The 22,716-nt window shown below is 70.1% G+C and carries 26 protein-coding genes; 10 read left to right on the top strand and 16 right to left on the bottom strand.

Annotation, left to right across the window (positions count from 1 at the left end; genetic code table 11):
- Positions 1–46 precede the first annotated feature (46 nt).
- Genes sp36 through JKG67_RS07060 form a run of 4 tightly spaced genes read left to right on the top strand, consistent with a single transcriptional unit; the run spans position 47 to position 2,386 of the window.
- Complete coding sequence (sp36, locus tag JKG67_RS07075; protein WP_203336546.1) at positions 47–202, top strand: Sp36 family protein; 156 nt, start codon at positions 47–49, stop codon at positions 200–202.
- The gene (locus JKG67_RS07070) at positions 202–660 is read left to right on the top strand and encodes a RidA family protein (protein ID WP_203336545.1); all 459 of its coding nucleotides are present in this window, start codon (positions 202–204) and stop codon (positions 658–660) included. Before sp36 ends, JKG67_RS07070 begins: the two co-directional genes overlap by 1 nt.
- A complete protein-coding gene (locus tag JKG67_RS07065) occupies positions 660–1,565 on the top strand; it encodes an NUDIX hydrolase (protein ID WP_203336544.1) in 906 nt (301 codons plus the stop codon). The genes JKG67_RS07070 and JKG67_RS07065 overlap by 1 nt, the downstream gene beginning before the upstream one ends.
- Entirely contained in the window at positions 1,562–2,386 is an 825-nt protein-coding gene (locus tag JKG67_RS07060; protein ID WP_307816465.1) for an MBL fold metallo-hydrolase, read from the top strand. Before JKG67_RS07065 ends, JKG67_RS07060 begins: the two co-directional genes overlap by 4 nt.
- A 4-nt stretch (positions 2,387–2,390) precedes the next feature.
- On the opposite strand, the gene JKG67_RS07055 is transcribed toward JKG67_RS07060, so the two are convergent.
- The gene (locus JKG67_RS07055; RefSeq protein ID WP_443678533.1) at positions 2,391–3,068 is read right to left on the bottom strand and encodes a Crp/Fnr family transcriptional regulator; all 678 of its coding nucleotides are present in this window, start codon (positions 3,066–3,068) and stop codon (positions 2,391–2,393) included.
- A gap of 136 nt (positions 3,069–3,204) precedes the next feature.
- On the opposite strand from JKG67_RS07055, the gene nth reads away from it, so the two are divergent.
- The 4 genes from nth to JKG67_RS07035 are packed head-to-tail and all read left to right on the top strand — an operon-like array spanning position 3,205 to position 6,465.
- Positions 3,205–3,921, top strand: coding sequence for an endonuclease III (gene nth, locus JKG67_RS07050; protein ID WP_307816464.1), 717 nt, complete (start codon positions 3,205–3,207; stop codon positions 3,919–3,921).
- Complete coding sequence (locus tag JKG67_RS07045) at positions 3,918–4,544, top strand: TlpA family protein disulfide reductase (RefSeq protein WP_203336542.1); 627 nt, start codon at positions 3,918–3,920, stop codon at positions 4,542–4,544. The genes nth and JKG67_RS07045 overlap by 4 nt, the downstream gene beginning before the upstream one ends.
- Positions 4,544–5,290: an NUDIX hydrolase gene (locus tag JKG67_RS07040; RefSeq protein ID WP_238997985.1), complete on the top strand. Its 747-nt coding sequence runs from the start codon at positions 4,544–4,546 to the stop codon at positions 5,288–5,290. The genes JKG67_RS07045 and JKG67_RS07040 overlap by 1 nt, the downstream gene beginning before the upstream one ends.
- Complete coding sequence (locus JKG67_RS07035; RefSeq protein WP_203336541.1) at positions 5,287–6,465, top strand: MarP family serine protease; 1,179 nt, start codon at positions 5,287–5,289, stop codon at positions 6,463–6,465. The genes JKG67_RS07040 and JKG67_RS07035 overlap by 4 nt, the downstream gene beginning before the upstream one ends.
- 11 nt (positions 6,466–6,476) lie before the next feature.
- Here the strand turns inward: JKG67_RS07035 and JKG67_RS07030 are convergent, their stop codons facing one another.
- The 10 genes from JKG67_RS07030 to JKG67_RS06985 form a co-directional block, all read right to left on the bottom strand.
- Positions 6,477–6,887 (bottom strand): phage holin family protein, encoded by a 411-nt coding sequence (locus JKG67_RS07030; RefSeq protein ID WP_203336540.1) that lies wholly within the window; start codon positions 6,885–6,887, stop codon positions 6,477–6,479.
- A gap of 42 nt (positions 6,888–6,929) precedes the next feature.
- The gene (locus JKG67_RS07025; RefSeq protein ID WP_203336539.1) at positions 6,930–7,367 is read right to left on the bottom strand and encodes a monovalent cation/H(+) antiporter subunit G; all 438 of its coding nucleotides are present in this window, start codon (positions 7,365–7,367) and stop codon (positions 6,930–6,932) included.
- Positions 7,364–7,624, bottom strand: a complete 261-nt coding sequence (locus tag JKG67_RS07020; protein WP_203336538.1) for an MrpF/PhaF family protein — start codon at positions 7,622–7,624, stop codon at positions 7,364–7,366. Before JKG67_RS07020 ends, JKG67_RS07025 begins: the two co-directional genes overlap by 4 nt.
- Entirely contained in the window at positions 7,621–8,043 is a 423-nt protein-coding gene (locus JKG67_RS07015) for a Na+/H+ antiporter subunit E (protein WP_238998129.1), read from the bottom strand. The genes JKG67_RS07020 and JKG67_RS07015 overlap by 4 nt, the downstream gene beginning before the upstream one ends.
- Positions 7,977–9,485 (bottom strand): monovalent cation/H+ antiporter subunit D family protein, encoded by a 1,509-nt coding sequence (locus JKG67_RS07010; RefSeq protein WP_203336537.1) that lies wholly within the window; start codon positions 9,483–9,485, stop codon positions 7,977–7,979. The genes JKG67_RS07015 and JKG67_RS07010 overlap by 67 nt, the downstream gene beginning before the upstream one ends.
- A complete protein-coding gene (locus tag JKG67_RS07005; protein ID WP_203336536.1) occupies positions 9,482–9,817 on the bottom strand; it encodes a sodium:proton antiporter in 336 nt (111 codons plus the stop codon). Before JKG67_RS07005 ends, JKG67_RS07010 begins: the two co-directional genes overlap by 4 nt.
- Complete coding sequence (locus JKG67_RS07000) at positions 9,814–12,630, bottom strand: DUF4040 family protein (protein WP_203336535.1); 2,817 nt, start codon at positions 12,628–12,630, stop codon at positions 9,814–9,816. The genes JKG67_RS07005 and JKG67_RS07000 overlap by 4 nt, the downstream gene beginning before the upstream one ends.
- A 191-nt stretch (positions 12,631–12,821) precedes the next feature.
- A complete protein-coding gene (gene acs, locus JKG67_RS06995) occupies positions 12,822–14,813 on the bottom strand; it encodes an acetate--CoA ligase (protein ID WP_372442045.1) in 1,992 nt (663 codons plus the stop codon).
- A 129-nt stretch (positions 14,814–14,942) separates the two neighbouring features.
- Complete coding sequence (locus tag JKG67_RS06990; RefSeq protein ID WP_203336534.1) at positions 14,943–16,661, bottom strand: sodium:solute symporter family protein; 1,719 nt, start codon at positions 16,659–16,661, stop codon at positions 14,943–14,945.
- On the bottom strand, positions 16,658–16,936 hold the full coding sequence (locus JKG67_RS06985; protein WP_203336533.1) for a DUF4212 domain-containing protein: 279 nt from the start codon (positions 16,934–16,936) through the stop codon (positions 16,658–16,660). The genes JKG67_RS06990 and JKG67_RS06985 overlap by 4 nt, the downstream gene beginning before the upstream one ends.
- A 315-nt stretch (positions 16,937–17,251) precedes the next feature.
- Here JKG67_RS06985 and JKG67_RS06980 point away from each other — a divergent pair, with 315 nt between their 5' ends.
- Both JKG67_RS06980 and JKG67_RS06975 read left to right on the top strand, forming a co-directional pair.
- Complete coding sequence (locus tag JKG67_RS06980; RefSeq protein WP_203336532.1) at positions 17,252–17,650, top strand: hypothetical protein; 399 nt, start codon at positions 17,252–17,254, stop codon at positions 17,648–17,650.
- Positions 17,651–17,716: 66 nt separating this feature from the next.
- Entirely contained in the window at positions 17,717–17,929 is a 213-nt protein-coding gene (locus JKG67_RS06975) for a hypothetical protein (protein ID WP_203336531.1), read from the top strand.
- A 100-nt stretch (positions 17,930–18,029) separates the two neighbouring features.
- Here the strand turns inward: JKG67_RS06975 and JKG67_RS06970 are convergent, their stop codons facing one another.
- The 5 genes from JKG67_RS06970 to JKG67_RS06950 are packed head-to-tail and all read right to left on the bottom strand — an operon-like array spanning position 18,030 to position 22,700.
- Entirely contained in the window at positions 18,030–19,553 is a 1,524-nt protein-coding gene (locus JKG67_RS06970; RefSeq protein ID WP_203336530.1) for a sodium/solute symporter, read from the bottom strand.
- Complete coding sequence (locus JKG67_RS06965; protein WP_203336529.1) at positions 19,550–19,933, bottom strand: DUF485 domain-containing protein; 384 nt, start codon at positions 19,931–19,933, stop codon at positions 19,550–19,552. The genes JKG67_RS06970 and JKG67_RS06965 overlap by 4 nt, the downstream gene beginning before the upstream one ends.
- The gene (locus JKG67_RS06960; protein WP_203336528.1) at positions 19,933–20,661 is read right to left on the bottom strand and encodes a LytR/AlgR family response regulator transcription factor; all 729 of its coding nucleotides are present in this window, start codon (positions 20,659–20,661) and stop codon (positions 19,933–19,935) included. Before JKG67_RS06960 ends, JKG67_RS06965 begins: the two co-directional genes overlap by 1 nt.
- Entirely contained in the window at positions 20,658–21,827 is a 1,170-nt protein-coding gene (locus tag JKG67_RS06955) for a sensor histidine kinase (RefSeq protein WP_307816463.1), read from the bottom strand. Before JKG67_RS06955 ends, JKG67_RS06960 begins: the two co-directional genes overlap by 4 nt.
- Before the next feature lie 12 nt (positions 21,828–21,839).
- Positions 21,840–22,700, bottom strand: a complete 861-nt coding sequence (locus JKG67_RS06950) for an MDR/zinc-dependent alcohol dehydrogenase-like family protein (RefSeq protein ID WP_203336526.1) — start codon at positions 22,698–22,700, stop codon at positions 21,840–21,842.
- Positions 22,701–22,716 lie beyond the last annotated feature (16 nt).

Below are 22,716 nucleotides of genomic sequence, written 5' to 3'. Positions count from 1 at the left end.
CATTGTGCCGACATGGCGGCTGCCAGGGGGTGAGTAAGGTGCCCTCATGACCAAGTGGGAGTACCTGACTGCGCCGATCCTCACGCACGCAGCGAAGCAGATCCTGGACAACTTCGGCTCCGAGGGATGGGAGTTGGTGCAGATCGCCCCGGGGATGAACCCGGAGAACCTCGTCGGCTACTTCAAGCGACCGATCACCTGATGGCGCACCCTGAGGACCGGCTGGCCGGGATGGGCCTGGACGTGCCGGAGGTGGCTGCCCCGGTGGCCGCCTACCTGCCGGCCGTGCGCACCGGGTCCTACGTCTACACCTCCGGACAGTTGCCGATGCGCGACGGGACCCTGCTGGCCACCGGCAAGGTCGGTGGCCAGCTGACCGAGGCCGAGGCCGTCGACTGCGCCCGCCAGTGCGCCCTCAACGCACTCGCCGCGGTGAAGTCGGTGATCGGCGACCTGGCCGAGGTGAAGCGGATCGTCAAGGTGGTCGTCTTCGTCGCCTCGGCGCCGGAGTTCACCGGCCAGCCGAAGGTCGCCAACGGCGTCTCGGAACTGCTGGGCGAGGTGTTCGGGGAAGCCGGCCGCCACGCGCGATCCGCGGTGGGCGTGTCGGTGTTGCCGTTGGATGCGCCGGTCGAGGTCGAGATGGTCGTCGAGGTCTGATGGACCCCACCCGCACCCTGCCCGACTCGCTGGTCGAGGCGTCCCTGAAGTACCAGGACGGAGGCGCCGAACCATCCCCCCCACGCGATGCGGCGACGGTGGTGCTGATGCGCGGCTCGGACGGGTCGCCCGGCGGGGTGCGGGCCTACTTCCTGCGGCGGCACGTCGGGATGGAGTTCGCGGCCGGGATGTGCGTCTTCCCCGGCGGCGGCGTGGACCCCGACGACGCCCACCTGAGGGGCGACCTGTGGGCCGGGCCGAGCCCCGAGCAGTGGGCCGAGGCGATGGGCTGCTCCCCGGACGAGGCCACCGCGCTCGTCTGTGCGGCGGTGCGGGAGACGTTCGAGGAGTCCGGGGTGCTGCTGGCCGGCACACCGGACTCGGTGGTCGCCGACACCACCGGCGCGGACTGGGAGGCCGACCGTGAGGCGCTGGAGGCGCGGCAGCTGTCCATGTCGGAGTTCCTGGAGCGCCGCGGCCTGGTGCTCCGCAGCGACCTGCTGGAGCTGCTCGGCGGGTGGCTCACCCCGGTCTTCGAGCCGAAGCGGTACCGGACCTGGTTCTTCGTCGCCTCGCTGCCCGAGGGACAACGCACCCGCGATGTCTCCGGAGAGTCCGACCTGGTGGCCTGGCTGCCCATCCGGGACGCGATCCGCTACGTCGACACCGGCCAGATGATGATGCTGCCGCCCACGTATGCGACCTGCTGCCAGCTGTACGACGCCAGCACCGCCACCGAAGCCATCGAACTGGCCCGCAGCTGGCCCAGCGACATGGTGGAGCCGGTGGTGGACGCCGCCTCCCGGCGGCTGGTGATCCCGCAGCGATTCGTGGACATCGGGCTCCGGGTCGGGCAGGAGCTGGACGGGGCCGCAGCGGACGCCGGTCAGGAGGCGGACGCGTGAGCGACCAGCCCTGGGCGGGCGGCAGCTTCGGGGATCGTGGCGTCTGCGTGCTCGCCCCGAACGCCAACTACATGACCCTGGACGGCACCAACACCTGGGTTCTGCACGAGCCCGGCGCCGACTCCTGCCTGGTCATCGACCCCGGTCCCTCGGATCCCGGTCACCTGGAGGCGATCACGGCCACTGCGGCTCGCCTGGTCGGCACCGACCCGGACGCCCCCGGGCTGATCGCCTCGGTGCTGCTCACCCACCACCATGCCGATCACTCCGAGGCTGCCGGGGAGTTCGCCGCCGCCGCCGGCTGTGGGGTGCGTGCGCTGGACCCGGCGTACCGGCTGGGGAGCGAGGGGCTGGGCGAGGGCGACGTGGTCACCGCGGGCGGGCTCGAGGTGCACGTGGTGGCCACCCCCGGCCACACCGCCGACTCGCTCTCGTTCCTGGTCCCGGCCGAGCGGGCCGTGCTCACCGGTGACACGGTGCTGGGTCGCGGGACCACCGTGGTCGCGCACCCGGACGGGGAGCTCGGCGCCTATCTGGCCTCCCTCGACCGGTTGCACGCGCTCTGTGAGGCGGGCGAGGTGACCTGGGTGTGGCCGGGTCACGGACCGGTGATCCCGGACGCGCTGGCCGCTCTCGACTACTACCGTCAGCACCGGGCCGAACGGCTGGCCCAGGTCGAGGAGGCGTTGCTCGTGCTCGGCCTGGACGCGTCACCGCGCCAGGTCGTCGAGCACGTCTACGTCGACGTGGACCCGGTGCTGTGGGGCGCCGCCGAACTCTCCGTCCGTGCCCAGCTCGCCTATCTGCGCGCCGGGCGCTGAGGAGTCAGCGGGCGCGGCGGGAGAGCCTCTCGATGTCCATGATGACCACGGAGCGGGGCTCCAGGCGCAGCCAGCCGCGGGACGCGAAGTCGGCGAGAGCCTTGTTCACCGTCTCCCGGGAGGCGCCGACCAGCTGAGCCAGCTCCTCCTGGGTGAGGTCGTGATGCACGTGCACGCCGTCGTCGGCGGTGCGACCGAACCGGTCGGCCAGGTCCAGCAGGGCCTTGGCGACCCGGCCGGGCACGTCGGAGAAGACCAGGTCGGCGACCACGTCGTTGGACTTGCGCAGGCGGGAGGCCAACTGGCCGAGCAGGGTCAGCGCCACCTTCGGGCGGCCCTCCAGCCAACGCAGCAGGTCCTCGTGCGACAGCGACGCGAAGGACACGTCGGTGACCGCGGTGACGGTCGCCGAGCGCGGGCCGGGGTCGAAGAGCGAGAGCTCGCCGAACATCTGACCCGGCCCCATGATGGCGAGCAGGTTCTCCCGGCCGTCGCTGGAGGACCGGCCGAGCTTCACCTTGCCCTCGAGGACCACATACAGCTTGTCGCCGGAGTCTCCCTCGTGGAAGAGCACCTCGCCACGCCGCATCCGGGTCTCGGCCAGCGAAGCCTGCAGTGCGGTGGCCGCCTCGTCGTCGAGCGCGCTGAACAGCGGTGCCTGACGGAGCACGTCGTTGTCCACTTTGGAGCCTCCCATAGTCGGGTCCTTGACCCGCCGTTCATAGCGGGGTCGATGCTGATCCTAACCAGTGGTGAGTATCACATCCGTGCAACGGGTGCCGCGGCACGACGTCGGAGTTGCCCCGTAGGGTGGTCGGGTGCCGCAGAACAGCCCCGCCGGGGAGACGAGGACCGCCCTGGTCCGCCGTGCCCGCCGGATCAACAGGGTACTGGCCGAAACCTACCCCGACGCACGCTGCGAACTCGACTTCGACAACCCCTTCGAGTTGCTGGTGGTCACCGTCCTCTCGGCCCAGACCACCGACCGGCGGGTCAATGCGGTCCGGCCGACCCTGTTCGCGGCGTACCCGGACGCGGCTGCGATGGCGGCTGCCGATCGGGACCACCTCGAGCAGATCGTCGGGCCACTCGGCTTCTTCCGGGCCAAGACCGAGTCGTTGCTGAAACTCAGTGCCGCCCTGGTGGAGCACCACGGTGGTGAGGTGCCGGGCCGCCTCGACGATCTGGTGAAGCTGCCAGGCGTCGGGCGCAAGACCGCCAACGTGGTCCTCGGCAACGCCTTCGACGTGCCCGGCATCACCGTCGACACCCACTTCGGACGGTTGGTGCGTCGCTTCGGTTGGACCGAGCAGACCGATCCGGTCAAGGTCGAGCACGAGATCGGGGCGCTCTTCCCCAAGCGGGACTGGACGATGCTCTCCCATCACCTGATCTGGCACGGGCGGCGCCGCTGCCACGCGCGCACCCCCGCCTGCGGCGCCTGCCCGGTGGCCCGCTGGTGTCCCTCGTACGGCGAGGGTCCGACCGATCCTGAGGAGTCGGCGCTGCTGGTGCGGACCGAGGGCCGGGCATGAGGGCACGGGCGGTCGCCGCGCTCATCGTGGTGGCGTTGCTGGCGGCCGGATGTCAGGGAGATCCGGACGAGCCCCGGTTCCGGGTGCCGGTGGTGGGGCCGGCCGACATCGAGGTGGACACCCCCGAGCTCCGCGCCATGAAAGCGGCCGCCGGTGTCGCCGAGTGCGAGCCCGGCACCGGCGCGCCGGTGGCCGGCGGTCTACCGCCGATCACGCTGCCCTGCTTCGGTGGCGGACCCGACGTGGACCTGTCCGGCCTGCGTGGCCCGCTGGTGGTGAACCTGTGGGCATCCTGGTGCGCGCCGTGTCGGCACGAGATGCCGATCCTGCAGGAGTTCTGGGAGCGGTACGGCGATCAGGTCGGCGTACTCGGCATCGACTACGAGGACGTGCAGAGCGTGGCGGCCATGCAACTGGTCGCGGACACGGGTGTCACCTACCCGTTGTTGGCCGACCCGCAGGCAGACTTGTCCGGAGCCGACCCGGTGCCGAACCTGCGTGGGCTGCCGTTCCTGATGCTGGTCGACGCTGACGGTCGGGTGGTGCATCGTGACTATGTGGAGATCAAGGAGGTGGCCGCGTTGGTGGAGTTGGTCACCGAGCACCTTGGGGTGGACCTGTGATGTCCGGGGGAGCGGGAAGCTCCGGGCTGCCGGAGACGTCCGGGCTGCCGGAGTGGCTCCATCCGGTGCGCGAGGCCGTCGACCGGATCACCGTGCACGAGTTGACCCGCTTCATGCCCCCGGCCAACGACGACACGCTGCGCCGTGGCGCGGTGCTGATGCTGTTCGGTGAGGGTGGCCGCGGCGGTGAACTGCTGCTCACCGAGCGTGCGCACCACATGCGCTCCCACCCGGGGCAGGTCTCCTTCCCCGGTGGCGGTGTCGACCTGGGTGAGACACCGGTGCAGGCAGCGTTGCGTGAGGCTCACGAGGAGGTGGGGCTCGATGCTGCGGGGGTGACCGTCTTCGGTGAACTTCCCGAGCTGTGGTTGCCTCCGAGCAACTTCGCGGTCACGCCGGTGCTCGGCTGGTGGCACGAGCCGGGCGAGGTGGGGGTGCGCAGCCCCGAGGAGGTGCACGACATCCATCACGTGGTGATCGAGGAACTGCTCGAGCCCGACAACCGGGTCAGTGTGGTGCATCCCAGCGGCTGGCGGGGCCCCGGCTTCCTGATCGGCCAGGACAACGAGGTGATCCTGTGGGGGTTCACCGCCGGGATCATCTCGAGGCTCTTCGACTTCATCGGCTGGACCCGCCCCTGGGACGAGCAGCAGGAGCGGCAGATCCCCTCGCACATGATGCGGGGCCAGCCGACCGCCTTCGAGTTGCCCGCCAACACTCGCCTGGATCTGGAGGATGACGCATGAACGTCCTCGACTGGGTGCTGGTCACCGTCGTCCTGGCCTACGCCCTGTCGGGCTACTGGCAGGGCTTCGTCACCGGCGCCTTCGCCACCACCGGCCTGCTCGCCGGCGGCGCGCTCGGGATCTGGCTGGTGCCGATCGCCCTCGGGGATGCGGCACCGTCCATCTGGGTGACCCTGGCCGCCATCTTCCTGGTGATCCTGGCGGCCAGTCTGGGCCAGGCCAGCCTGCAGCACTACGGAGCTCGGATCCGGGAGAAGATCGCGTGGCAGCCGGTCCGGGCGGTGGACGCGATCGGCGGCGCGCTGCTGGCGGCGATGGCGGTGCTGTTGGTCGCCTGGGCGCTCGGGGTGGCGATCTCGGGGTCCCGGATCACCGGTCTCACGCCGCAGGTGCGTTCCTCGGCGGTGCTCGCCCAGGTGGACTCGGTGCTCCCCGCGCAGGCGCGTGGCCTGCTGAACCAGTTCAACAACGTGGTCGGCACCACCTTCTTCCCCCGCTACCTGGAGCCCTTCGCCCCGGAGCGGATCGTCGCCGTCGACCCGCCGCCGGCGGATCTGACCGGCCGACCCGGCATCGATGCGGCGCGCGAGAGCGTGCTCAAGGTGGTCGGCAACAACCGTTGTGGACGTGGCGTGGAGGGCTCTGGCTTCCTGTACGCCGATGACCGGCTGATGACCAACGCGCACGTGGTGGCCGGCGTCAACGACCCGTTCGTGGTGATCGGTGGGGAGCGGAGGCCGGCGCGGGTGGTGCACTACGACCCGCAGATCGATGTCGCCGTACTCGCTGTCGACGATGGCGACCGTCGGACGCTGAGCTTCAACTTCAACGCAGGCGAAGGCGATCCGATCGCGATCCTGGGTTACCCCAACGACGGTCCGTACGACGTGCAGGGCGGCCGGATCCGGGCCGAGCAGCGGCTGCGCTCGCCCGACATCTACGGCCGCGGTTCGGTGCTGCGGGACGTCTACTCGGTCCGCGGCCTGATCCGGCCGGGCAACTCCGGTGGACCGTTGGTCTCACCCCGTGGCGACGTGGTGGGCGTGGTCTTCGCAGCCTCGGTCACCGACGCCGATACCGGCTATGCGCTCACTGCGGAGCAGGTGCGGGAGGCTGCGGCGGCGGGGGTGCTCAATTCGCGCGCGGTGGACACCGGGAACTGTGCCACCGGCTGAGCCGGCGCTGCTCAGAGAGCGGGGCCGCCGGTGATCGCCTGCTTGCTCAATTGCAACTGCTCCACGCTCTCGGTCGGCGCGGAGATCCGCTTCACGTACCGGTAGCCGAGGAAGCCACAGAGTGCGGCCGCGGCCAGATAGAGCCCGGTCACGATCAGGTAGGCCCAGTGCAGCGACAGGCCGGCGCCGTTCCAGTGGATCAGGTGCGCCAGTGCCACCGAGCCGAGGATCAGCGACATCAGCGCCAGGAAACCGGCGACGGCGAAGAAGGCGAGACCGAAGCCCCCGGCCTTGACGCTGAGCTTGAGCTCGGACTTGAGCAGCTGGATCTCTTGGCGCGCCAGCGCGGAGAAGTCGCCGGTGACGTCCGCGACCAACTTGCCGATGGTGGGCTCGGTGTCGTTCACCGGTGCGGGTGCCATGTGCTCTGCTCTCTGCCGGGTGTCATGCGGTCACAGTTCGGTTCAGACCTTACCCTCATGGGTGGTCGGGGGAGGCGGCTCATCGCCCCGCCGCTGCTCCCTGGGCGTGGCAGCGGCCTCGTCGAGGGACTCGTAGGGCTCCAGCGCGTTGCTCAGCGTCCGCGGGTCGAGCTCGGTCTGGGCACGGTAGGCGGCTCGGCCGAGCATGTTGCTGGCCACCGACGAGACGATCAGCGAGGCAGAGATGGCGGCCGCCGCCTTCACCCCGTCAAGCACCGTGAGGTCGCCGTGGGCGAAGTCGAAGAGGGCGGCCCCGGCGATGATCAGCGGCAGTCCGGCGCCGGTCGCGGGGCTGAGGTTGTTGACTCTGCTGATCGCGTCCTTGGACCGCAGCATCCCCAACGCGGTGACCAGGAAGAACAGCGACCCCAGCAGCATCAGCACTCCGGCGCCGAGCGCTCCGGCGTTCGACCAGGTCATCGTTCCCCCCGGGTGAGCATCCGGGCCAACGCGGCGGTGGCCATGATCCCGCACAGGGTCGCCAACAGCACCACGTCGAAGAGCACCGAGGTGGAGCGCAGCACCCCGACCAGCACGAAGATGGCGGCGGCGCAGAAGAACAGCAGGTCACCGACGACGGCACGGGTGGCGTCATCGGGCCCCTTGGCCACCTGCAGGGTGCCCAGCGCCGAGGCGACGATCACCACGGCGATGGCAGCGACGATGAGCCAGGTCATCGGGCACCTCCCGGGCCACGGCTTCCGAAGGCGGCCTGCACCTTGTCGCGCATGTGTTCCAGGTCGGCCATCACGGACCGCTGGTCGGCACCGAAGAGTGCCTGAACGAACGCGACCCGGGGTCCGTGCTCGCTCTCCGGGGCGATGCCGAGCACGAGGGTGCCGGGGGTGATGGTGATCGAACTGGTCAACAGGGTCACCTCCAGGTCCGACAGGCCCTGCATCGACAGTTTGACGATGCGCGGACGCTGGGTGCTGCCCGGCGTACACACGTCGGCCGCCAACCGCACCACGGCGACGGTCAACTGCCAGGCCAGCCACGGTGCGTACCCGAAGAGCAGACGGAGTCCGGTCATCGCGACATCACCGCCTCGGCGTACCCGGAGACGTCGAGCAGGCCGCTCGCTGCCTGCAGGCAGAGCTCCCAGACCGGGCCGGGCACGAAGAACAGCAGCAGCGAGGCGCCCAGCAGCGCCGCCGACGGCAGCAGGGTACGGCGGCGGATCCGGGTCCCGTGCGGGAACGGCACCGGCACGCCTCGGCCGCGGCCGTAGCAGGGCAGCTCCTCGATCGGCGGACCCCAGAAGACCTCGCTCCACATTTTGACCATCGCCAGCAGGGTGCCGATGCTGGCGACCAGGATCGCGGTGAGCACCAGCCACAGCTGCAGGCCGTCGAGTTCGGCGGCGGCGCGGACGAGCCCGACCTTGCCGAAGAAGCCCGAGGACGGCGGGAAGCCGATCAGCGACCCCATCCCGAGCGCGGCGAGCACGGCCAGCACCGGCTCCCGCCGCATCAGCCCGGACAGGCCCACGAACTGGTTGGTCCGGTAGGCGTGCTCGATGGCAGCCGAGGCCAGCAGCAGTGACCCCATCACCAGGATGTGATGGATCATGTAGAAGAAGCCGGCAGCCAGTCCGAGTTGGGTGCCGATGCCGAGACCGGCGAGGATGTAGCCCACCCCGGCGACCATCTGCCAGGACAGGCTGCGCCGGATCATCTTCTCGCCCAGCGAGCCGTAGCCGCCGACCACCATCGTCACCGTGACCAGGATCAACACCAGGGTGATCCACGCCGGGGCGCCGTCGAGGACGACCTGGTGGATCCGGTAGATCGCATAGATGGCGACCTTGGTGTGCAGCGCCGAGAAGAGTGCCATCACCGTGGCCGAGGTGGCCGGATAGGAGCGGGGCAGCCACCCGTGCACCGGGACCACGCCGGCCTTGACGGTGAGTGCCAGCAGCACCACCGAGACCGCGAGCAGGAACCGGGGGTCCTCGGCATCCATCTCGCTGAGCACCGCGATGTTGACCGAGCCGGCGACTCCGTAGACCAGGCCGACGCCGATCAGGAAGATCGTCGACGTGGCCAGGTTGAGGACCACGAAGAGCCGGCCGATGCCGAGCCGTCGCCAGGTGCCCGTCATCGCGATCAGCGCGTACGAGGGCAGCAGCATCACTTCGATGAAGACGAACAGGTTGAACAGGTCACCGGTCAGCAGCGCCCCGTTGACGCCCGCCGAGAGCATCAGCACCAGGCTCGGGAAGAAGCGCAGCCGCGCCTCGCCGGTGAGCATCGCCACCGCGATGCAGGCCAGCGTGGTGATGCCGGTGACGGTGATCATCACCGCGGTGAAGGTGTCGGAGACGAACGCGATCGCGATCCCGGGCACGAAACCGCCCACGTGGTGGGCGATCACCGGCGTCTCCGAGTGCGCCATCACCAGGGCGGCGCCACCGGCGGTGGTCAGCAACGGGCCGACCACCAGCAGCATCCTGCTCAGGCGGCCGGGCAGCATCACGCCCAGAGCGGCAGCCAGCAGTGGGACCACCACGAGCAGGGGGAGAGCCGGGCCGGTCATGCGCGGTGGTCCTCTCCGGTGTCGGGCATGTGATGGGTGTCGTCGTCGTGGCCGATCCGTGCCAACGCGAGCATGAAGACGGTGACGGCCAGGGTGATCACGATCGCGGTGAGCACGAAGGCCATCGGCAGCGGGTCGGCCGCATCGGCCGGGTCGCCGCGGCCGGTGAGCGGCTCGCCGCGCCAGGCGGTGACCCCGGCCGCCAGCAGGATCAGGTTGGCGCCGTGGGAGAGCAGAGTGATGCCGAAGATGATCCGGATCAGGCTCGGTTGGCACATCAGGTAGACGCCGCCCGTGACCAGCACGGCGACCGTCAGCGGCAGCACACTCATGCGTCCTCCCGGGCTGGTTCGGCCGGTACGTCGTCGGGTCGGTCGGTGCCCAGCCGGTCGAAGGCGGCCATCACCAGGCCGAGCACGGCCGCGTAGACGCCGACGTCGAAGAGCAGCGAGGTGCTGACATGGATGCCGCCCAGGTACCCGTGCAACGGCTGCAGGAACGACGAGTCGGCGTACCCGATCAGGCCGGTGACCAGTGCGATGAGGACGCCGCCCCCGATCAGTCCGACGTGCAGGGCCCGCGGCCCGACGGCACGGTCCTCGGGGCGGGACAGGTACACCAACGCCACCGCAGCCGAGGCGACCAGCGCGGCGATGAAGCCGCCGCCGGGCGCGTTGTGGCCGCGCCAGAAGATGACGGCCGAGAGCACCAGCAGGGCCGGCACCAGCACGCGGAGCAGCAACTGCATCGGGAGCAGGTTGCTCTGCGGGTCGGACAGGGCCAGTTCGGCCTGCGGGTCGGTGAGTCGACCCTGCGGGCGCAGTTGGGCGACCTCCACCCGATTGGGCGGGTCCAGGGTGCGGGTCCGAACCGTGCGCAGCACCGCGATGATGGCGACCCCGGCCAGGCCGAGGACCGCCAACTCGCCCAGGGTGTCCAGGGCGCGGAACTCGACCAGGATCACGTTCACCAGGTTGTCGCCGCCGGTCACCTCGGTGCCTTCGGCCAGGTAGAACTCGGCCGGGTCGGACTTGCCGCGTCGGCCGGTGAGCAGCCAGGTCGCGGCAGCGGCGCCGGCGCCGAGGGTCAGGGCCAGGGTGAGGGCGGCGCGCCGGTGGGTCCGGTACGGGTGACCGATCCGGGCCGGCAACTGCCGCAGCACCAGCATGATCACCAGCACGGTGAGCACCTCGACCATCAGCTGGGTGAGGCCGACGTCGGGTGCGCCCAACGAGAAGAGCTGCACGGTGACCGCGATCCCGACACCGCCGAGGTAGACGGTCGCCGCGATCCGGGAGTCGGCCAGACTGGTGCCGATGACCCCGAGGGTGATCAGTGCCAGCAGGCCCCAGTCGACGGGCTGCCACAGACCCGGCTGGGCGGCAGGGACGTCGCCACCGGCGAGGACGCCGATGGTGCCGGCGCCGAGCAGCACCGACAGCACGATCAGGGCGGGGACGACGTGCCGGGCGGGGTGGTCGTAGGCCACCATCTGGGCCAGCGAACGACCGAGTCGGCCGGCACGGCCGAAGAGGTACTCCAACGCCTCGGCGCCGGTGCCGGGCAGCAGGCCCCGCTCGAGCCGTCGGTAGAGGGCCTTCCGCTGGGTCATCGCCAGCGCGCCGACGGCCACCACCGCCGCGGTGACGAGCAGTTCAGGGGTGATCCCGTGCCACAGGTGCAGTGGATAGGACGCGACCCCGCTCATCGCCTCGACGGCCCGGCTTACCGGGACGTCGACGACGCCGAGCGCGAAGGCGAGCGGCAGGCCGGCCCAGATCGGCAGCGCCGCGGGGATGAAGAGGGCGGCCGAGGGGCCGTGGCTGTCACCGATCTCGCGCTCACCGTCGACGAACGAGCCGAACACGATCTTGGCGCTGTAGGCGAAGGTGAGCACCGCGCCCATCCCGGCCGCGGCCAGCGCCACCGGGCCGACCCAGGCGGGGCCGGGCGCCTCCAGCATCGAGGCGAGGATCGTCTCCTTGCTCACGAAGCCCAGCAGCGGTGGCAGGCCGGCCATCGCAGCGGTGCCGACCACCATGGTGGCGAAGCTCCACGGCATCACCTTGCGCAGCGCGGGGAGCCGCCGGGTGTCCCGGGTGCCGGCGGCATGGTCCACCACGCCGACCATCATGAAGAGACCGGACTTGAAGAGCGCGTGCGCGATGGTGTGGATCACCGCGGCGGTGAGCGCCTTCGGCGTACCGACCCCGATCGCGGCGGTGATCAGTCCGAGCTGGCTGACGGTGGAGTAGGCCATCAGTCGCTTCAGGTCGGTCTGCTGGAAGGCGAAGAGCGCACCCATCGCTGCGGTGAAGAGTCCCACCGAGATGAGCATCGCGTTCCACACTCCGACGTCGGAGAACGCCTCGGCGAACCGGAGCATCAGGTAGATGCCGGCCTTCACCACGGCTGCGGCGTGCAGGTAGGCACTGACCGGGGTGGCGGCGGCCATCGCGTCGGGAAGCCACGGATGGAACGGGAACTGGGCCGCCTTGGTGAAGCCGGCGATCGCGACCAGCGCGGCGATCACGGCGGTGATGCCCGGCCGGTCGTCCCAGACCGTCGAGCCCAGCGCTTCCGACAACGAGGTGGTGCCGGTGGCGACGATGGTGAGCGCCACCGCGATCAGCAGGGTGATGCCCCCGATGAAGGTCATGAACAGGGTGCGCACCGATGCCGCCTGGCCACCCGAGCCGGAGCGGGCGATCAGCAGGAAGGAGGCCAGCGAGGTCAGCTCCCAGCAGAGGAAGAGCAGGACCAGGTCGTCGGCGAGCACCAGCCCGACCATGCCGAACGCGAACGCGGTCATCCACAGGTAGAAGCCCAGTTCGCGGCCCTCGGGCAGGTACGCGGCGGAGTAGGCGAAGACGGCCGCCCCGATCACCAGGGCGATCATCACGAAGATCAACCCCAGGCCGTCCAGGCGCAGTGTCAGGTTGACGTCGAGGGCGGGCAGCCAGGCCACCGACTGGGTGACCACGTCGCCGTCCAGCACGGTGCGGGCGGCCGGTACCATCGCCGCGGCCAGTGCCAGGAAGAGGGCGGCCACCGGCCAGCCGGTACGGCGGCCGAGCACGCTGGTCAACGGGACGACGGCCACGGGCACCAGCGCAAGGAGCGCAAGGAGCCACATCAACGTCATCGCAGACCCTTCGTCGGCTGGGTGGTTGCAGGACACGAGTCGAGCCGGCGCAGCACCGGGCTCGTCCTCAGGCCCGGGCTGGATCTACGCCCCGTGCGTTGGGGCGACAGCCTAACAATGTGCCGGCCACCGCCCCTGAGCAGGTCAGGGGCAGTGGCCGGCACCGTGCTGGCGGCTGGCGGCCGGGCGGATCAGTCCTCCGTGGAGGTCGCCTGTCCGGCCGAGATCAGGTCCATGATGGAGCTGTCGGCCAGCGTGGTCGTGTCGCCGACCTTGCGGTTCTCGGCGACGTCGCGGAGCAGTCGGCGCATGATCTTGCCGGACCGCGTCTTCGGCAGTTCGGGGACGATCATGATCTGCCGGGGCTTGGCGATGGCGCCGATCTCCTTGGCCACGTGGTTGCGCAGTTCGGTGACCACGTCGCCGCCGGTCGCGGCGCTCTCCCGCAGGATCACGAACGCACACACGGCCTGACCGGTGGTCTCATCGGCCGCGCCGACCACGGCCGCCTCGGCGACGCTCGGGTGGGAGACCAGGGCCGACTCGATCTCGGTGGTGGAGAGCCGGTGCCCGGACACGTTCATCACGTCGTCCACGCGGCCCAGCACCCAGATGTCGCCGTCCTCGTCCTTCTTGGCTCCGTCGCCAGCGAAGTAGTACCCCTGTTCGGCGAAGCGCGACCAGTAGGTCTCCACGAAGCGGTCGTCGTCGCCCCACAGGGTGCGCAGCATCGACGGCCAGGGCTGGGTGAGCACCAGGTAGCCACCGGAGCCGTTGGGCACCGGGACGCCGTTCTCGTCCACCACCTCGGCACCCACACCGGGCAGCGCCTTCATCGCCGACCCGGGCTTGCCGTGGGTGACCCCCGGCAGCGGCGAGATCATGATCATCCCGGTCTCGGTCTGCCACCAGGTGTCCACGACCGGGGTGCGGTCGCCACCGATGACATTGCGGTACCACACGTAGGCCTCGGGGTTGATCGGCTCGCCCACCGAGCCGAGCAGCCGCAGCGAGCTCAAGTCGAACTCGCCGGGGATGTCCCGGCCCCACTTCATGAAGGTCCGGATCGCCGTCGGCGCGGTGTAGAAGATGGTCACGCCGTACTGCTGGATGATCTCCCACCAGCGACCCTTGTGCGGGCTGTCCGGGGTGCCTTCGTAGATCACCTGGGTGACGCCGTTGGCCAGGGGGCCGTAGGTGATGTAGCTGTGCCCGGTGATCCAGCCGATGTCGGCGGTGCACCAGTAGACGTCCGTCTCCGGCTTCAGGTCGAAGACGGCGTGATGGGTGTACGCCGCGCCGACCAGGTAGCCACCGGTCGTGTGCAGGATGCCCTTGGGCTTGCCGGTGGTGCCGGAGGTGTACATCACGAACAGCGGATGCTCGGCGTCGAAGAACTCGCACTGGTGCTCGGTGGAGGCGCTCGCCACGGCGCCGTGCCACCAGACGTCGACGTCGTCGTCCCAGGCCACCTCCTGACCGGTACGACGGACCACCAGCACCCGCTCCACGCGGTGCCCGTCACGATCGGCGGCCTTGGCGCGGGCCTCGTCGACCGCCGGCTTCAACGCGGACGGGGCGCCACGCCGGTAGCCGCCGTCGGCGGTGATCACCACCTTGGCGCCGCAGTCGGTGATCCGCGACGCCAGCGCGTCGGAGGAGAAGCCACCGAAGACGACCGTGTGCGGGGCGCCGAGCCGGGCGCAGGCGAGCATCGCGATGACGGCCTCGGGGATCATCGGCAGGTAGATGGCCACCCGATCGCCGGTGGTCACGCCGAGCGCGGCCAACGCGTTGGCCGCCTGGGAGACCTCGTCCTGCAGCTGGGCGTAGGTCACGTCCCGGGTGTCGCCGGGCTCGCCGACGAAGTGCAGCGCCACCTGGTCGCCGCGGCCGGCGGCCACGTGCCGGTCGACGCAGTTGTAGGCGGCGTTGATCCGACCTCCGGTGAACCACTTGGCGAACGGCGGGTTGTCCCAGTCCAGGACCCGGGTGAAGTCGGTGTCCCAGTCCAGCCGCCGGGCCTGGGTGGCCCAGAAGGCCTCCTGGTCCGCGGCCGACTCGTCGTACGCCGCAGCAGTGACGTTGGCGGCGGCGACGAGGTCGGCTGGCGGAGCGAAGCGCCGCGTCTCGTGCATCAGGTTGGACAGTGTCTCGTCGGGCATGGTGGCTCCCGCAGTCATGGGGTCTACTTTCCGGCCGATCGCCAGCCTAGAGGGTTGTGGTGGGCGTCACACCCCCACCATGGGTGCTCCGGGGCTGCGATCACGTTGCGATGCGCAGCCCCGGAGCCTTGGGGGGGGGGAGGAGGGTCAGTGCAGGTCGGCGCCCTCGGCGTGCTTGGCGACCAGGTCGGTGCGGCCGGGGAAACGGATCTCCTCGACCAGCGCCTGCATCTTCGCGGACGGCTTCGTGGTGAACTGGGAGACCACGATGGTGACCGTGAAGTTGATCAGCATGCCCACCGTGCCGAAGCCCTTCGGGTCGATGCCGAACAGCCCGTCGCCGCCGCCGTACGCCGGCAACGTCCAGGCCATGTAGGCCAACGTCACCGCGATGCCGGTGATCATCCCGGCGGCAGCTCCGGCTGCCGTGCACCGCTTCCAGAAGATGCCGAGGACCAGTGCCGGGAAGAAGCTGGCCGCGGCCAGGCCGAACGCGAGCGCCACCACCTCGGCGACGAATCCCGGCGGGTTGATGCCGAGGTAGCCGGCCACCAGGATGGCGGCGGCCATCGCGATCCGACCGACCAGCAGCTGCTTCTTCTCGTCAGCGGCCGGGTTGATCTTCTTGTGGTAGACGTCGTTGGCGATCGACGAGGAGATCACCAGCAGCAACCCGGACGCCGTGGACAGGGCAGCGGCGAGGGCACCGGCGGCGACCAGGCCGATCACCGGGGCCGGCAGTCCGCCGATCTCCGGCGAGGCGAGCACCAGGATGTCGTTGTTGATCGCGATCTCGGTGGGCACCGAGGACAGGGCCCCGGTGAAGTTGAGCACGCCGTCGTTGTTCAGGTCGGTCAGTGGAGCGCCACCCGGGCCGGAGATCAGGCCGACGTCGGCCCACCGGTGGAACCAGCTGGGCTGGTCCGCGAGCGCGGCACCGTTGACGTTCTTGAGGATGTTCAGCTTCGCGTACGAGGCGACCGCCGGGGCGGTGGTGTAGAGCAGCGCGATGAAGAACAGCGCCCACAGCGCCGAGTAGCGAGCAGCGCGGACGTTCTTGGCGGTGTAGAAGCGGACGATCACGTGCGGCAGACCCGCGGTGCCGAACATCAGCGCTGCGGTGATCAGCACCATGTTCATCATGTTCCACTGCGCGAACGCCGCCGTGTACTCGTGGAAGCCGAGCTCCACCGACAAGGTGTTGAGCTCCTCCAGGATCCGGCCGAAGCCGACCTGCGGCACCGGGATGCCGGTCAGCTTGCTGGAGACCGCGATGGCGGGGATCAGGTAGGCGATGATCAGCACCGTGTACTGGCACACCTGGGTCCAGGTGATGCCCTTCATGCCACCGAGGACCGCGTAGAAGAAGACGATCGTCATGCCGATCAGCACGCCGATGTTGCGGTCCACGCTGAGCAGGTTCGCGAAGACCACGCCGACTCCGGCCATCTGGCCGGCGACGTAGACGAACGAGACCACCACGGCACAGAGCACCGCGACCATCCGGCCGGTCTCGGAGTACCGGTCGCCGACGAAGTCGGGGATCGTGTACTTGCCGAACTTGCGCAGGTACGGCGCGAGCAGCAGGGCGAGCAGCACATAGCCGCCGGTCCAACCCATCAGGTAGGTCGATCCGCCGTAGCCGTTGCCGTTGAGGCCGAGGGCGATCAGGCCGGCCATCGAGATGAAGGACGCGGCGCTCATCCAGTCGGCGGCGATCGCCGCGCCGTTGGCGGGGGCGGGGATGCCGCCGCCGGCCACGTAGAAGCCTGCGGTGTCCTTCACCCGGCTGGCCCAGGCCACGTAGATGTAGATGCCGAAGGTGACCGCGACGAACCCGAAGGTCCAGATCTGTACCTCGCTCATGAGTGGTGCACCTCCTGCTCGTAGGCGTCGATGCCGAACTCGGCGTCCAGCCTGTCCATCCGCCAGACGTAGATCGCGATCAGCGCCACGAAGGTGATGATCGATCCCTGCTGGGCGAACCAGAAGCCGAGCGGGAAGCCAGCGATGACGATCGTGTTCAGGGCCTCGACGAAGAGGATGCCGGCGCCGAAGGAGACCAGCGCCCAGATCGTCAGCAGTACGGCCATCAGTCTGAGATTTCGGCGCCAGTACTCCTGGCGCGCGGCGTCGTCCATGGTTCCTCCTGGGGTGTGGACGTGGGGTTCGAAGCGGACAGCCGGGGGGCTGCAGGACGACGACGAAACCAAGGGGCGCGGGAGCCGGTCAAGAGCAAATCGTGACTCAGGACACACTCTGCGCCGGGCGGTGTGGAACGCGCGGTCAACGGGGTCCGGAGGCCCGGAATCGCCTGCTGTGACTGGGGTCACAGGCCGTTCGGACCGTTCGTCGCGGCGCTGGTGCCGTTCGTCGCACCGCTCGTCGTGGCCAGCCTGCCGCGGCCCCCACCGGTGACCCCTCGACGACGGCTCAGCGGCGCCTACAGTCGGTGCATGGCCACCCTCACAGCTCCTCGCACCCGCCGACAGGTGCACCCCGGTCGCAAGACCCTGGGGCTCGCCGCGGTGCTGGTGATCGTCGGATCCTTCCTGCCCTGGTTGCACACCTTCGCCGGCGTCATCTCCGGCGCCAACGGGCCTGGATTGTGGACCTTCTATGCGGCGGTGTTCGGGGTCGCTGGCGCGTTGATGCCCTGGCGTCGGGTCGGAGCCGTCCATGCGGTGGTCCTTGCCGCCGTGGCCCTGGTGTTGCCGATCTGGCAGGTGGTGCACGTGATCGGTCTGGTCGGCCTCTCCGGGTGGATGCCCGGCCCGGGTCTCGTGGTCGTCTTCACCGGTGGGGTGTTGGCGGCGGCAGCCGCCCGGCGCCTGCTCCAAGCAGCTCCCCAGTGATCTGATGCCTTGGTTTCGGTTCGGTCGCCTGTTACGACTGGAAGGAACCGAGACGAAGGAGAACTGATGAAGATCTCACGTGTCAAGGCCACCCTCGCCGCCACGGCGCTCGCCGGCTCCCTGGGATTGGCGGGATGCACGCAGGTGAATGACCCGGTGGACGACCCCACCATCATCGACCCGGACAGCCCCCCGGGTGAGACCCCTCCCGACGACGGGATGGATGACGACAACGACGACGACAACGACGACAACGACGACGAGGGCTACGACGAGTGACACCGACGAGTGACCCTGTCGCCTCCCCTCCCCGCCGAAGTGGGGTTTGTGGCCGCGCGAGATGGGGTTTGTGGCCGGCCGAGGTGGGGGTTCTGGCCGGTCAGCGGGTCAATCGCTCCGGGTAATGCAGGCGCACCATGAACCGGGACACATGCGCCGGCACCGTGCGCCGGGTCAGTTTCGAGACCAGCCACATGGTCAGGAACGCCGCCGGCACACTCCAGGCCGCCGGCTGACTGAGCAGTACGCCGGCCCACCCCGAGGATGCCTGGCCACCGGCCATCACCCAGGCCACCGCGAAACCGCAGCCGCCTCCACCGACCAGCAGCCCGGCGATCGCACCGGCCTCGGTCAGCCCCCGCCACCAGATCCCCAGTAGCAACAGGGGACAGAAGGTCGACGCCGCCACTGCGAAGGCCAACCCGACTGCCCGGGCCACCCCCACTCCCGGCACCGCCAGCGCCAACACCAGCGGGACAGCCATCGCGATCACCGCTCCGGCACGGAATGCTGCCACCCCGCTCAACCGGCCCCGTCCGAAGCGGCGTCCGGTCACGTCCTGCCCCAGCACCCCGGCCACCGCGATGCCCAGCCCGGACGAGGTGGAGAGGAAGGCGGCGAACGCTCCAGCGACCACCAGGGCCGAGAGGAGTTCGCCGGCCAACCCCGGCACCATCAGCCGTGGCAGCTCCAGCACCAGCACGTCGCTACGGCCCGACTCGGCCAGCGCTTCGGCGTACACCCGTCCCAACGCGCCGTAGAGCGGCGGCAGCAGATAGAAGACGCCGAGCAGCACCAGCACCACCAGCGTGGTCCGCCGCGCCGCCCGACCGTCGGGGTTGGTGTAGAACCGCACCACCACGTGCGGAAGTCCCATCGTCCCCAGGAACGTGGCGATGATCAGCGAATAGGTGAGATACAGCCCCTGGGCGTCACCGCCACCCAGCGGCAACGACCAGGCGTCCCCGGACAGTCCCGACGACGGCACGTCGACCGGGTTCGGTGCCCCGTCACCCACCCAGACCATCAGCAGCACGATCGCCGGCAGCAGCAGCGCGGTCAGCTTGAGCCAGTACTGGAAGGCCTGGACGAAGGTGATCGACCGCATCCCGCCGGAGACCACGTTGATCAGCACCACGCCGGCCACCGCCACGGCACCCAGCCACGGCGGTGCCCCGAGGGCGGCCTGCAGCGTGATGCCGGCCCCCTGGAACTGCGGCAGCAGATAGAGCCAGCCGATCGCCACCACCATCATCGAGCAGAGGGCTCGCACCCGCCGCGAGTCCAGTCTGGCCTCGGCGAAGTCGGGCAGTGTGTAGGCGCCGGAGCGCCGCAACGGCGCAGCCACCAGCACCAGCAGCACCAGGTAGCCGGCGGTCCAGCCCACCGGGTACCAGAGCATGTCGGCGCCGAAGACCAGCACCAGCCCGGCGATCCCGAGGAACGAGGCCGCTGACAGGTACTCACCCCCGATGGCGGAGGCGTTCAGTCGGGGACGGACGGTCCGCGAGGCCACCAGGAAGTCGCTGGTGGTGCGGGAGAATCGCAGCCCCCAGGTGCCGATGGCCAAGGTCGCGACGGTCACCAGCACCACCGCCGTGAGCGAGATCGCCTGCGAGGTCACGGCTTCTCCGGCTCGGTCGGGGAGACGGCGGTGACCAGGTCGACGAAGTCACGTTCGTTGCGTTCGGCGCTGCGCACGTACCACGTCCCCAACACCCACAGGAACGGATGCACGGCCACGCCCAGCAGCAGCCAGGCCAGCGGGATCCCGAACGGCCGAAGATCGGCCAGATCGGGGGCGAAGAAGAACACCGCCGGCAGGCTGGCCACCCCCAACGCCAGCACCAGCAGCACCCGGAGCGCCAGCCGCCCCTGCTCGGCCAACAACGAGGACAGGTAGATCTCGCCGAGAGGTGACTCGGCGTCCACCAGGCGGCGCGGCACCGTACGCCGGCGAGGCGGCCCGGTGACCCGGACCCGCGGCGGCGGCTCGGTGCTCATCAGCGGCGCTCCCGGCTGCGCAGCAACAGGTCCTTGAGTTCACGGGTGTGTCGTCGGCTCACCTGCAGCCGTACGCCGCCCACGCTGACGCTGCAGCGCCCCTGCTCGCTGTGCACCTCGTCGACGTGCGCCAGCGCCACCAGCAGCGACCTGTGGATCCGCACGAACCCGTCCCACTCCGCCTCCAGGGTCGACAACGGCGCGCGGATCAGGTGCGAGTCGTCGGCCGTGTGCAGCCGGGCGTAGTCACCCTGGGCCTCGACGTAGCGGATGTCGGAGCGATTGATGAAACGGATCACGCCGGCCCGCTCGACCGGGATCTGCTCGTCCGGCTCGGCCGCAGGCTGGGCGCTGTGCGCCACCACCCGACGTACCGCCTCGGCGAGGCGCTCCTCACGCACCGGTTTGAGCACGTAGTCGACGGCGTGCAGGTCGAACGCCTCCACCGCATGCGCCTCGTGCGCGGTGACGAAGACGATCGGTGGCGGCGCCTTGAAGCGGGTCAGCACCTGCGCCAGTTCGAGGCCGGTCAGGGAGGGCATCTGGATGTCGAGGAAGATCACATCGACGTCGAGCTCCTGGAGCAACCGCAGCGCCTCGGTGGCGGAGTCGCAACTGTGCACCCGGCCCACCCGCGGATCCCGGCCGAGCAGGAAAGTCAGCTCGTCCAGAGCCGGGCGCTCGTCATCGATGACGAGCACCTCGAGGCCATCGGGTGAAGGGGTCATGCGTGCACTCCGGGGGCGAACTTGGGCACTCGCACGATCACCTTCGTGCCAGCGCCGCGGGCGGTCTCCACCACCAGACCGTAGTCGTCGCCGAACGTGGTGCGCAGCCGTGCGTCCACGTTCCCCAATCCGACGTGGTCACCTTCGACTGCCGGGTCGGCCGGCTCCGCGAGGTCGACCGGGTTGCCGGCCAGCGCACGGCGTACCTTCTCCGGGTCCTCGCCGGCGCCGTTGTCCTCCACCGTGATCTCGCACTCGGTGTCCAGGTCCCGGGCCACGATAGTGATGGTGCCGACGCCGGCGGTCGCCTCGGCGGTGCCCGCCAGGCCGTGCCGCACCGCGTTCTCGACGAGGGGCTGCAGGCACAGGAACGGCACCGCCACCGGCAGCACCTCCGGCGCGATCCGCAGCGTCACCGCGAGGCGGTCCCCGAACCGCGCCTGCTCGAGCAGCAGATAGCGCTCGATGGACTTGAGCTCCTCGGCCAGGGTGGTGAACTCGCCGTGCCGGCGGAACGAGTAGCGGGTGAAGTCGGCGAACTCGAGCAGCAGTTCGCGGGCACGGTCGGGATCGGTGCGCACGAAGGAGGCGATCGCGCCGAGGCTGTTGTAGATGAAGTGCGGACTGATCTGGGCGCGCAGCGCCTTCACCTCCGCTTCCATCAGACGGGTCCGGGATGCGTCGAGCTCGGCGAGCTCCAGTTGCCCCGACACCCACTGGGCGACCTCGTCGGTGGCCCGTACCAGGCCGGCCGAGGTGGCTTGGGCGTAGGCCTGCAGAGTGCCCACGATGCGTTCCTCGACGATCAGCGGACTGACGATCACATGCCGCAGCGGGCATCCCGGCGTCGCGCAGCGCAGGTCGCGCCGGTCGAACACCTTGGTGCTGCCGGAGTCCACGGCAGGCAGCGCCAGCCGTGGTGCGTCCACCTCGTGATGCCCGGCGCCCCCGTCCCAGGCGAGCGCGGTGGCGGTGTCGGTCAGAGCCAGGGCGGGTACGCCGAGCAGGTCGCGCAGGTGCCGGATGCTCCGCTGGGCGCTGGCCGAGGTCAGCCCTTCCCGCAGTGCGGGGGAGGCCAGGCTGGCGGTGTGCAGGGTACGGAAGGTGGTGCGGTCCGCGTCCCCGCCGAGTCCACGTCGCCGTCTGTCCGCCGGACCGCGTCGCACGAACCTCATCGGTCAGCGGAAGTCGATCAGGATCATGCCGGTGTCGCTCGGGTCGACGCTGATCCCGGGCGCGGCGGGGTCACGACGCTGGTCGGCCCCGGCCCCGGACTCGGCCCCGGCCTGCCGGCCGGTCGGGGTCGGCTGGCCGGTCGGGGTGAGGTCCAGTGGCTGGGTCTCGTCCGATGGGTCGCCGGCCGAGGGCTGACGCACGGCCGAGTCGGAGCTCTGGCTGTCGGAGCCCTGCCTATCGGAAAGCAGCGTCTCGGAGCGGGGCGGCAGCCACGGTTGGTCGACCACGGTGGCGGTGAAGACCCGGTGCCGCCACGGCAACTGCATGCCGTCGGCCCCGCGCCCGTAGTCGTCGTACAACGCCAGCGCGGCAGCGATCCGCACGTCACGGTCCGCGTCATCGAGGTCGACCAGGTGCGGCAGGGTGGGCAGCAGTTCCAGGAGGTCGTTGCGGTTCACCGGCTCCCAGCACCCGAACTCGACCTCGTCGACGAACCCGAAGGCCCCGGCACCGACCAGCGGCGCGGCCGGGGTCTCGGGTCTGGGTGCGCCGATCGCCGCATCGAGCTTGCGGGCCCAGGGGATGCGATGGTCACGCTCGGGCAGCAACAGCGACAGCCGACCTCCTGGGCGCAGCAGTCGGGCGACCGTATCGAGGTCCTTCGGGAGCGCCCCGACGGCGATCACGGCGTCGACGGAGCGCGGTTCGCCGACGATGTCGCTGCCGCGGGGCACCACCACCGCGTGGTGGCCGATCGCGGTCAACGCCTCGGCGAGCAGGTGGTCGCCGAGGACCAGGACGGAGCGGCCCCCGGCGCCGGCCAGCCAGACCAGTGCCTCGTGGGGGTAGCGCGCGGAGTCCATCGCGTCGAGGCTACCT

The sequence above is a fragment of the Nocardioides limicola genome (assembly GCF_016827675.1).
In the GTDB taxonomy this organism is placed as follows: Bacteria; Actinomycetota; Actinomycetes; order Propionibacteriales; family Nocardioidaceae; genus Nocardioides; species Nocardioides limicola.
The sequence above is the reverse complement of the archived record's forward strand: the minus strand, read 5'-3'. Positions and strand labels throughout refer to the sequence as shown.

Excerpts from the sequence above, each read along its gene's own strand:
- JKG67_RS06985 (WP_203336533.1), bottom strand. The coding sequence starts at position 16,936 with ATGGACGACGCCGCGCGCCAGGAGTACTGGCGCCGAAATCTCAGACTG.
- JKG67_RS07065 (WP_203336544.1), top strand. The coding sequence starts at position 660 with ATGGACCCCACCCGCACCCTGCCCGACTCGCTGGTCGAGGCGTCCCTG.
- JKG67_RS06965 (WP_203336529.1), bottom strand. The coding sequence starts at position 19,933 with ATGAGCACCGAGCCGCCGCCGCGGGTCCGGGTCACCGGGCCGCCTCGC.
- JKG67_RS06990 (WP_203336534.1), bottom strand. The coding sequence starts at position 16,661 with ATGAGCGAGGTACAGATCTGGACCTTCGGGTTCGTCGCGGTCACCTTC.
- JKG67_RS07010 (WP_203336537.1), bottom strand. The coding sequence starts at position 9,485 with ATGACCGGCCCGGCTCTCCCCCTGCTCGTGGTGGTCCCACTGCTGGCT.
- sp36 (WP_203336546.1), top strand. The coding sequence starts at position 47 with ATGACCAAGTGGGAGTACCTGACTGCGCCGATCCTCACGCACGCAGCG.
- JKG67_RS07040 (WP_238997985.1), top strand. The coding sequence starts at position 4,544 with ATGTCCGGGGGAGCGGGAAGCTCCGGGCTGCCGGAGACGTCCGGGCTG.
- JKG67_RS07025 (WP_203336539.1), bottom strand. The coding sequence starts at position 7,367 with ATGACCTGGTCGAACGCCGGAGCGCTCGGCGCCGGAGTGCTGATGCTG.
- JKG67_RS07035 (WP_203336541.1), top strand. The coding sequence starts at position 5,287 with ATGAACGTCCTCGACTGGGTGCTGGTCACCGTCGTCCTGGCCTACGCC.
- JKG67_RS07030 (WP_203336540.1), bottom strand. The coding sequence starts at position 6,887 with ATGGCACCCGCACCGGTGAACGACACCGAGCCCACCATCGGCAAGTTG.
- JKG67_RS07045 (WP_203336542.1), top strand. The coding sequence starts at position 3,918 with ATGAGGGCACGGGCGGTCGCCGCGCTCATCGTGGTGGCGTTGCTGGCG.
- acs (WP_372442045.1), bottom strand. The coding sequence starts at position 14,813 with ATGACTGCGGGAGCCACCATGCCCGACGAGACACTGTCCAACCTGATG.
- JKG67_RS06980 (WP_203336532.1), top strand. The coding sequence starts at position 17,252 with ATGGCCACCCTCACAGCTCCTCGCACCCGCCGACAGGTGCACCCCGGT.
- JKG67_RS06975 (WP_203336531.1), top strand. The coding sequence starts at position 17,717 with ATGAAGATCTCACGTGTCAAGGCCACCCTCGCCGCCACGGCGCTCGCC.
- JKG67_RS07070 (WP_203336545.1), top strand. The coding sequence starts at position 202 with ATGGCGCACCCTGAGGACCGGCTGGCCGGGATGGGCCTGGACGTGCCG.
- JKG67_RS06960 (WP_203336528.1), bottom strand. The coding sequence starts at position 20,661 with ATGACCCCTTCACCCGATGGCCTCGAGGTGCTCGTCATCGATGACGAG.
- JKG67_RS07000 (WP_203336535.1), bottom strand. The coding sequence starts at position 12,630 with ATGACGTTGATGTGGCTCCTTGCGCTCCTTGCGCTGGTGCCCGTGGCC.
- JKG67_RS06950 (WP_203336526.1), bottom strand. The coding sequence starts at position 22,700 with ATGGACTCCGCGCGCTACCCCCACGAGGCACTGGTCTGGCTGGCCGGC.
- JKG67_RS07005 (WP_203336536.1), bottom strand. The coding sequence starts at position 9,817 with ATGAGTGTGCTGCCGCTGACGGTCGCCGTGCTGGTCACGGGCGGCGTC.
- JKG67_RS07020 (WP_203336538.1), bottom strand. The coding sequence starts at position 7,624 with ATGACCTGGCTCATCGTCGCTGCCATCGCCGTGGTGATCGTCGCCTCG.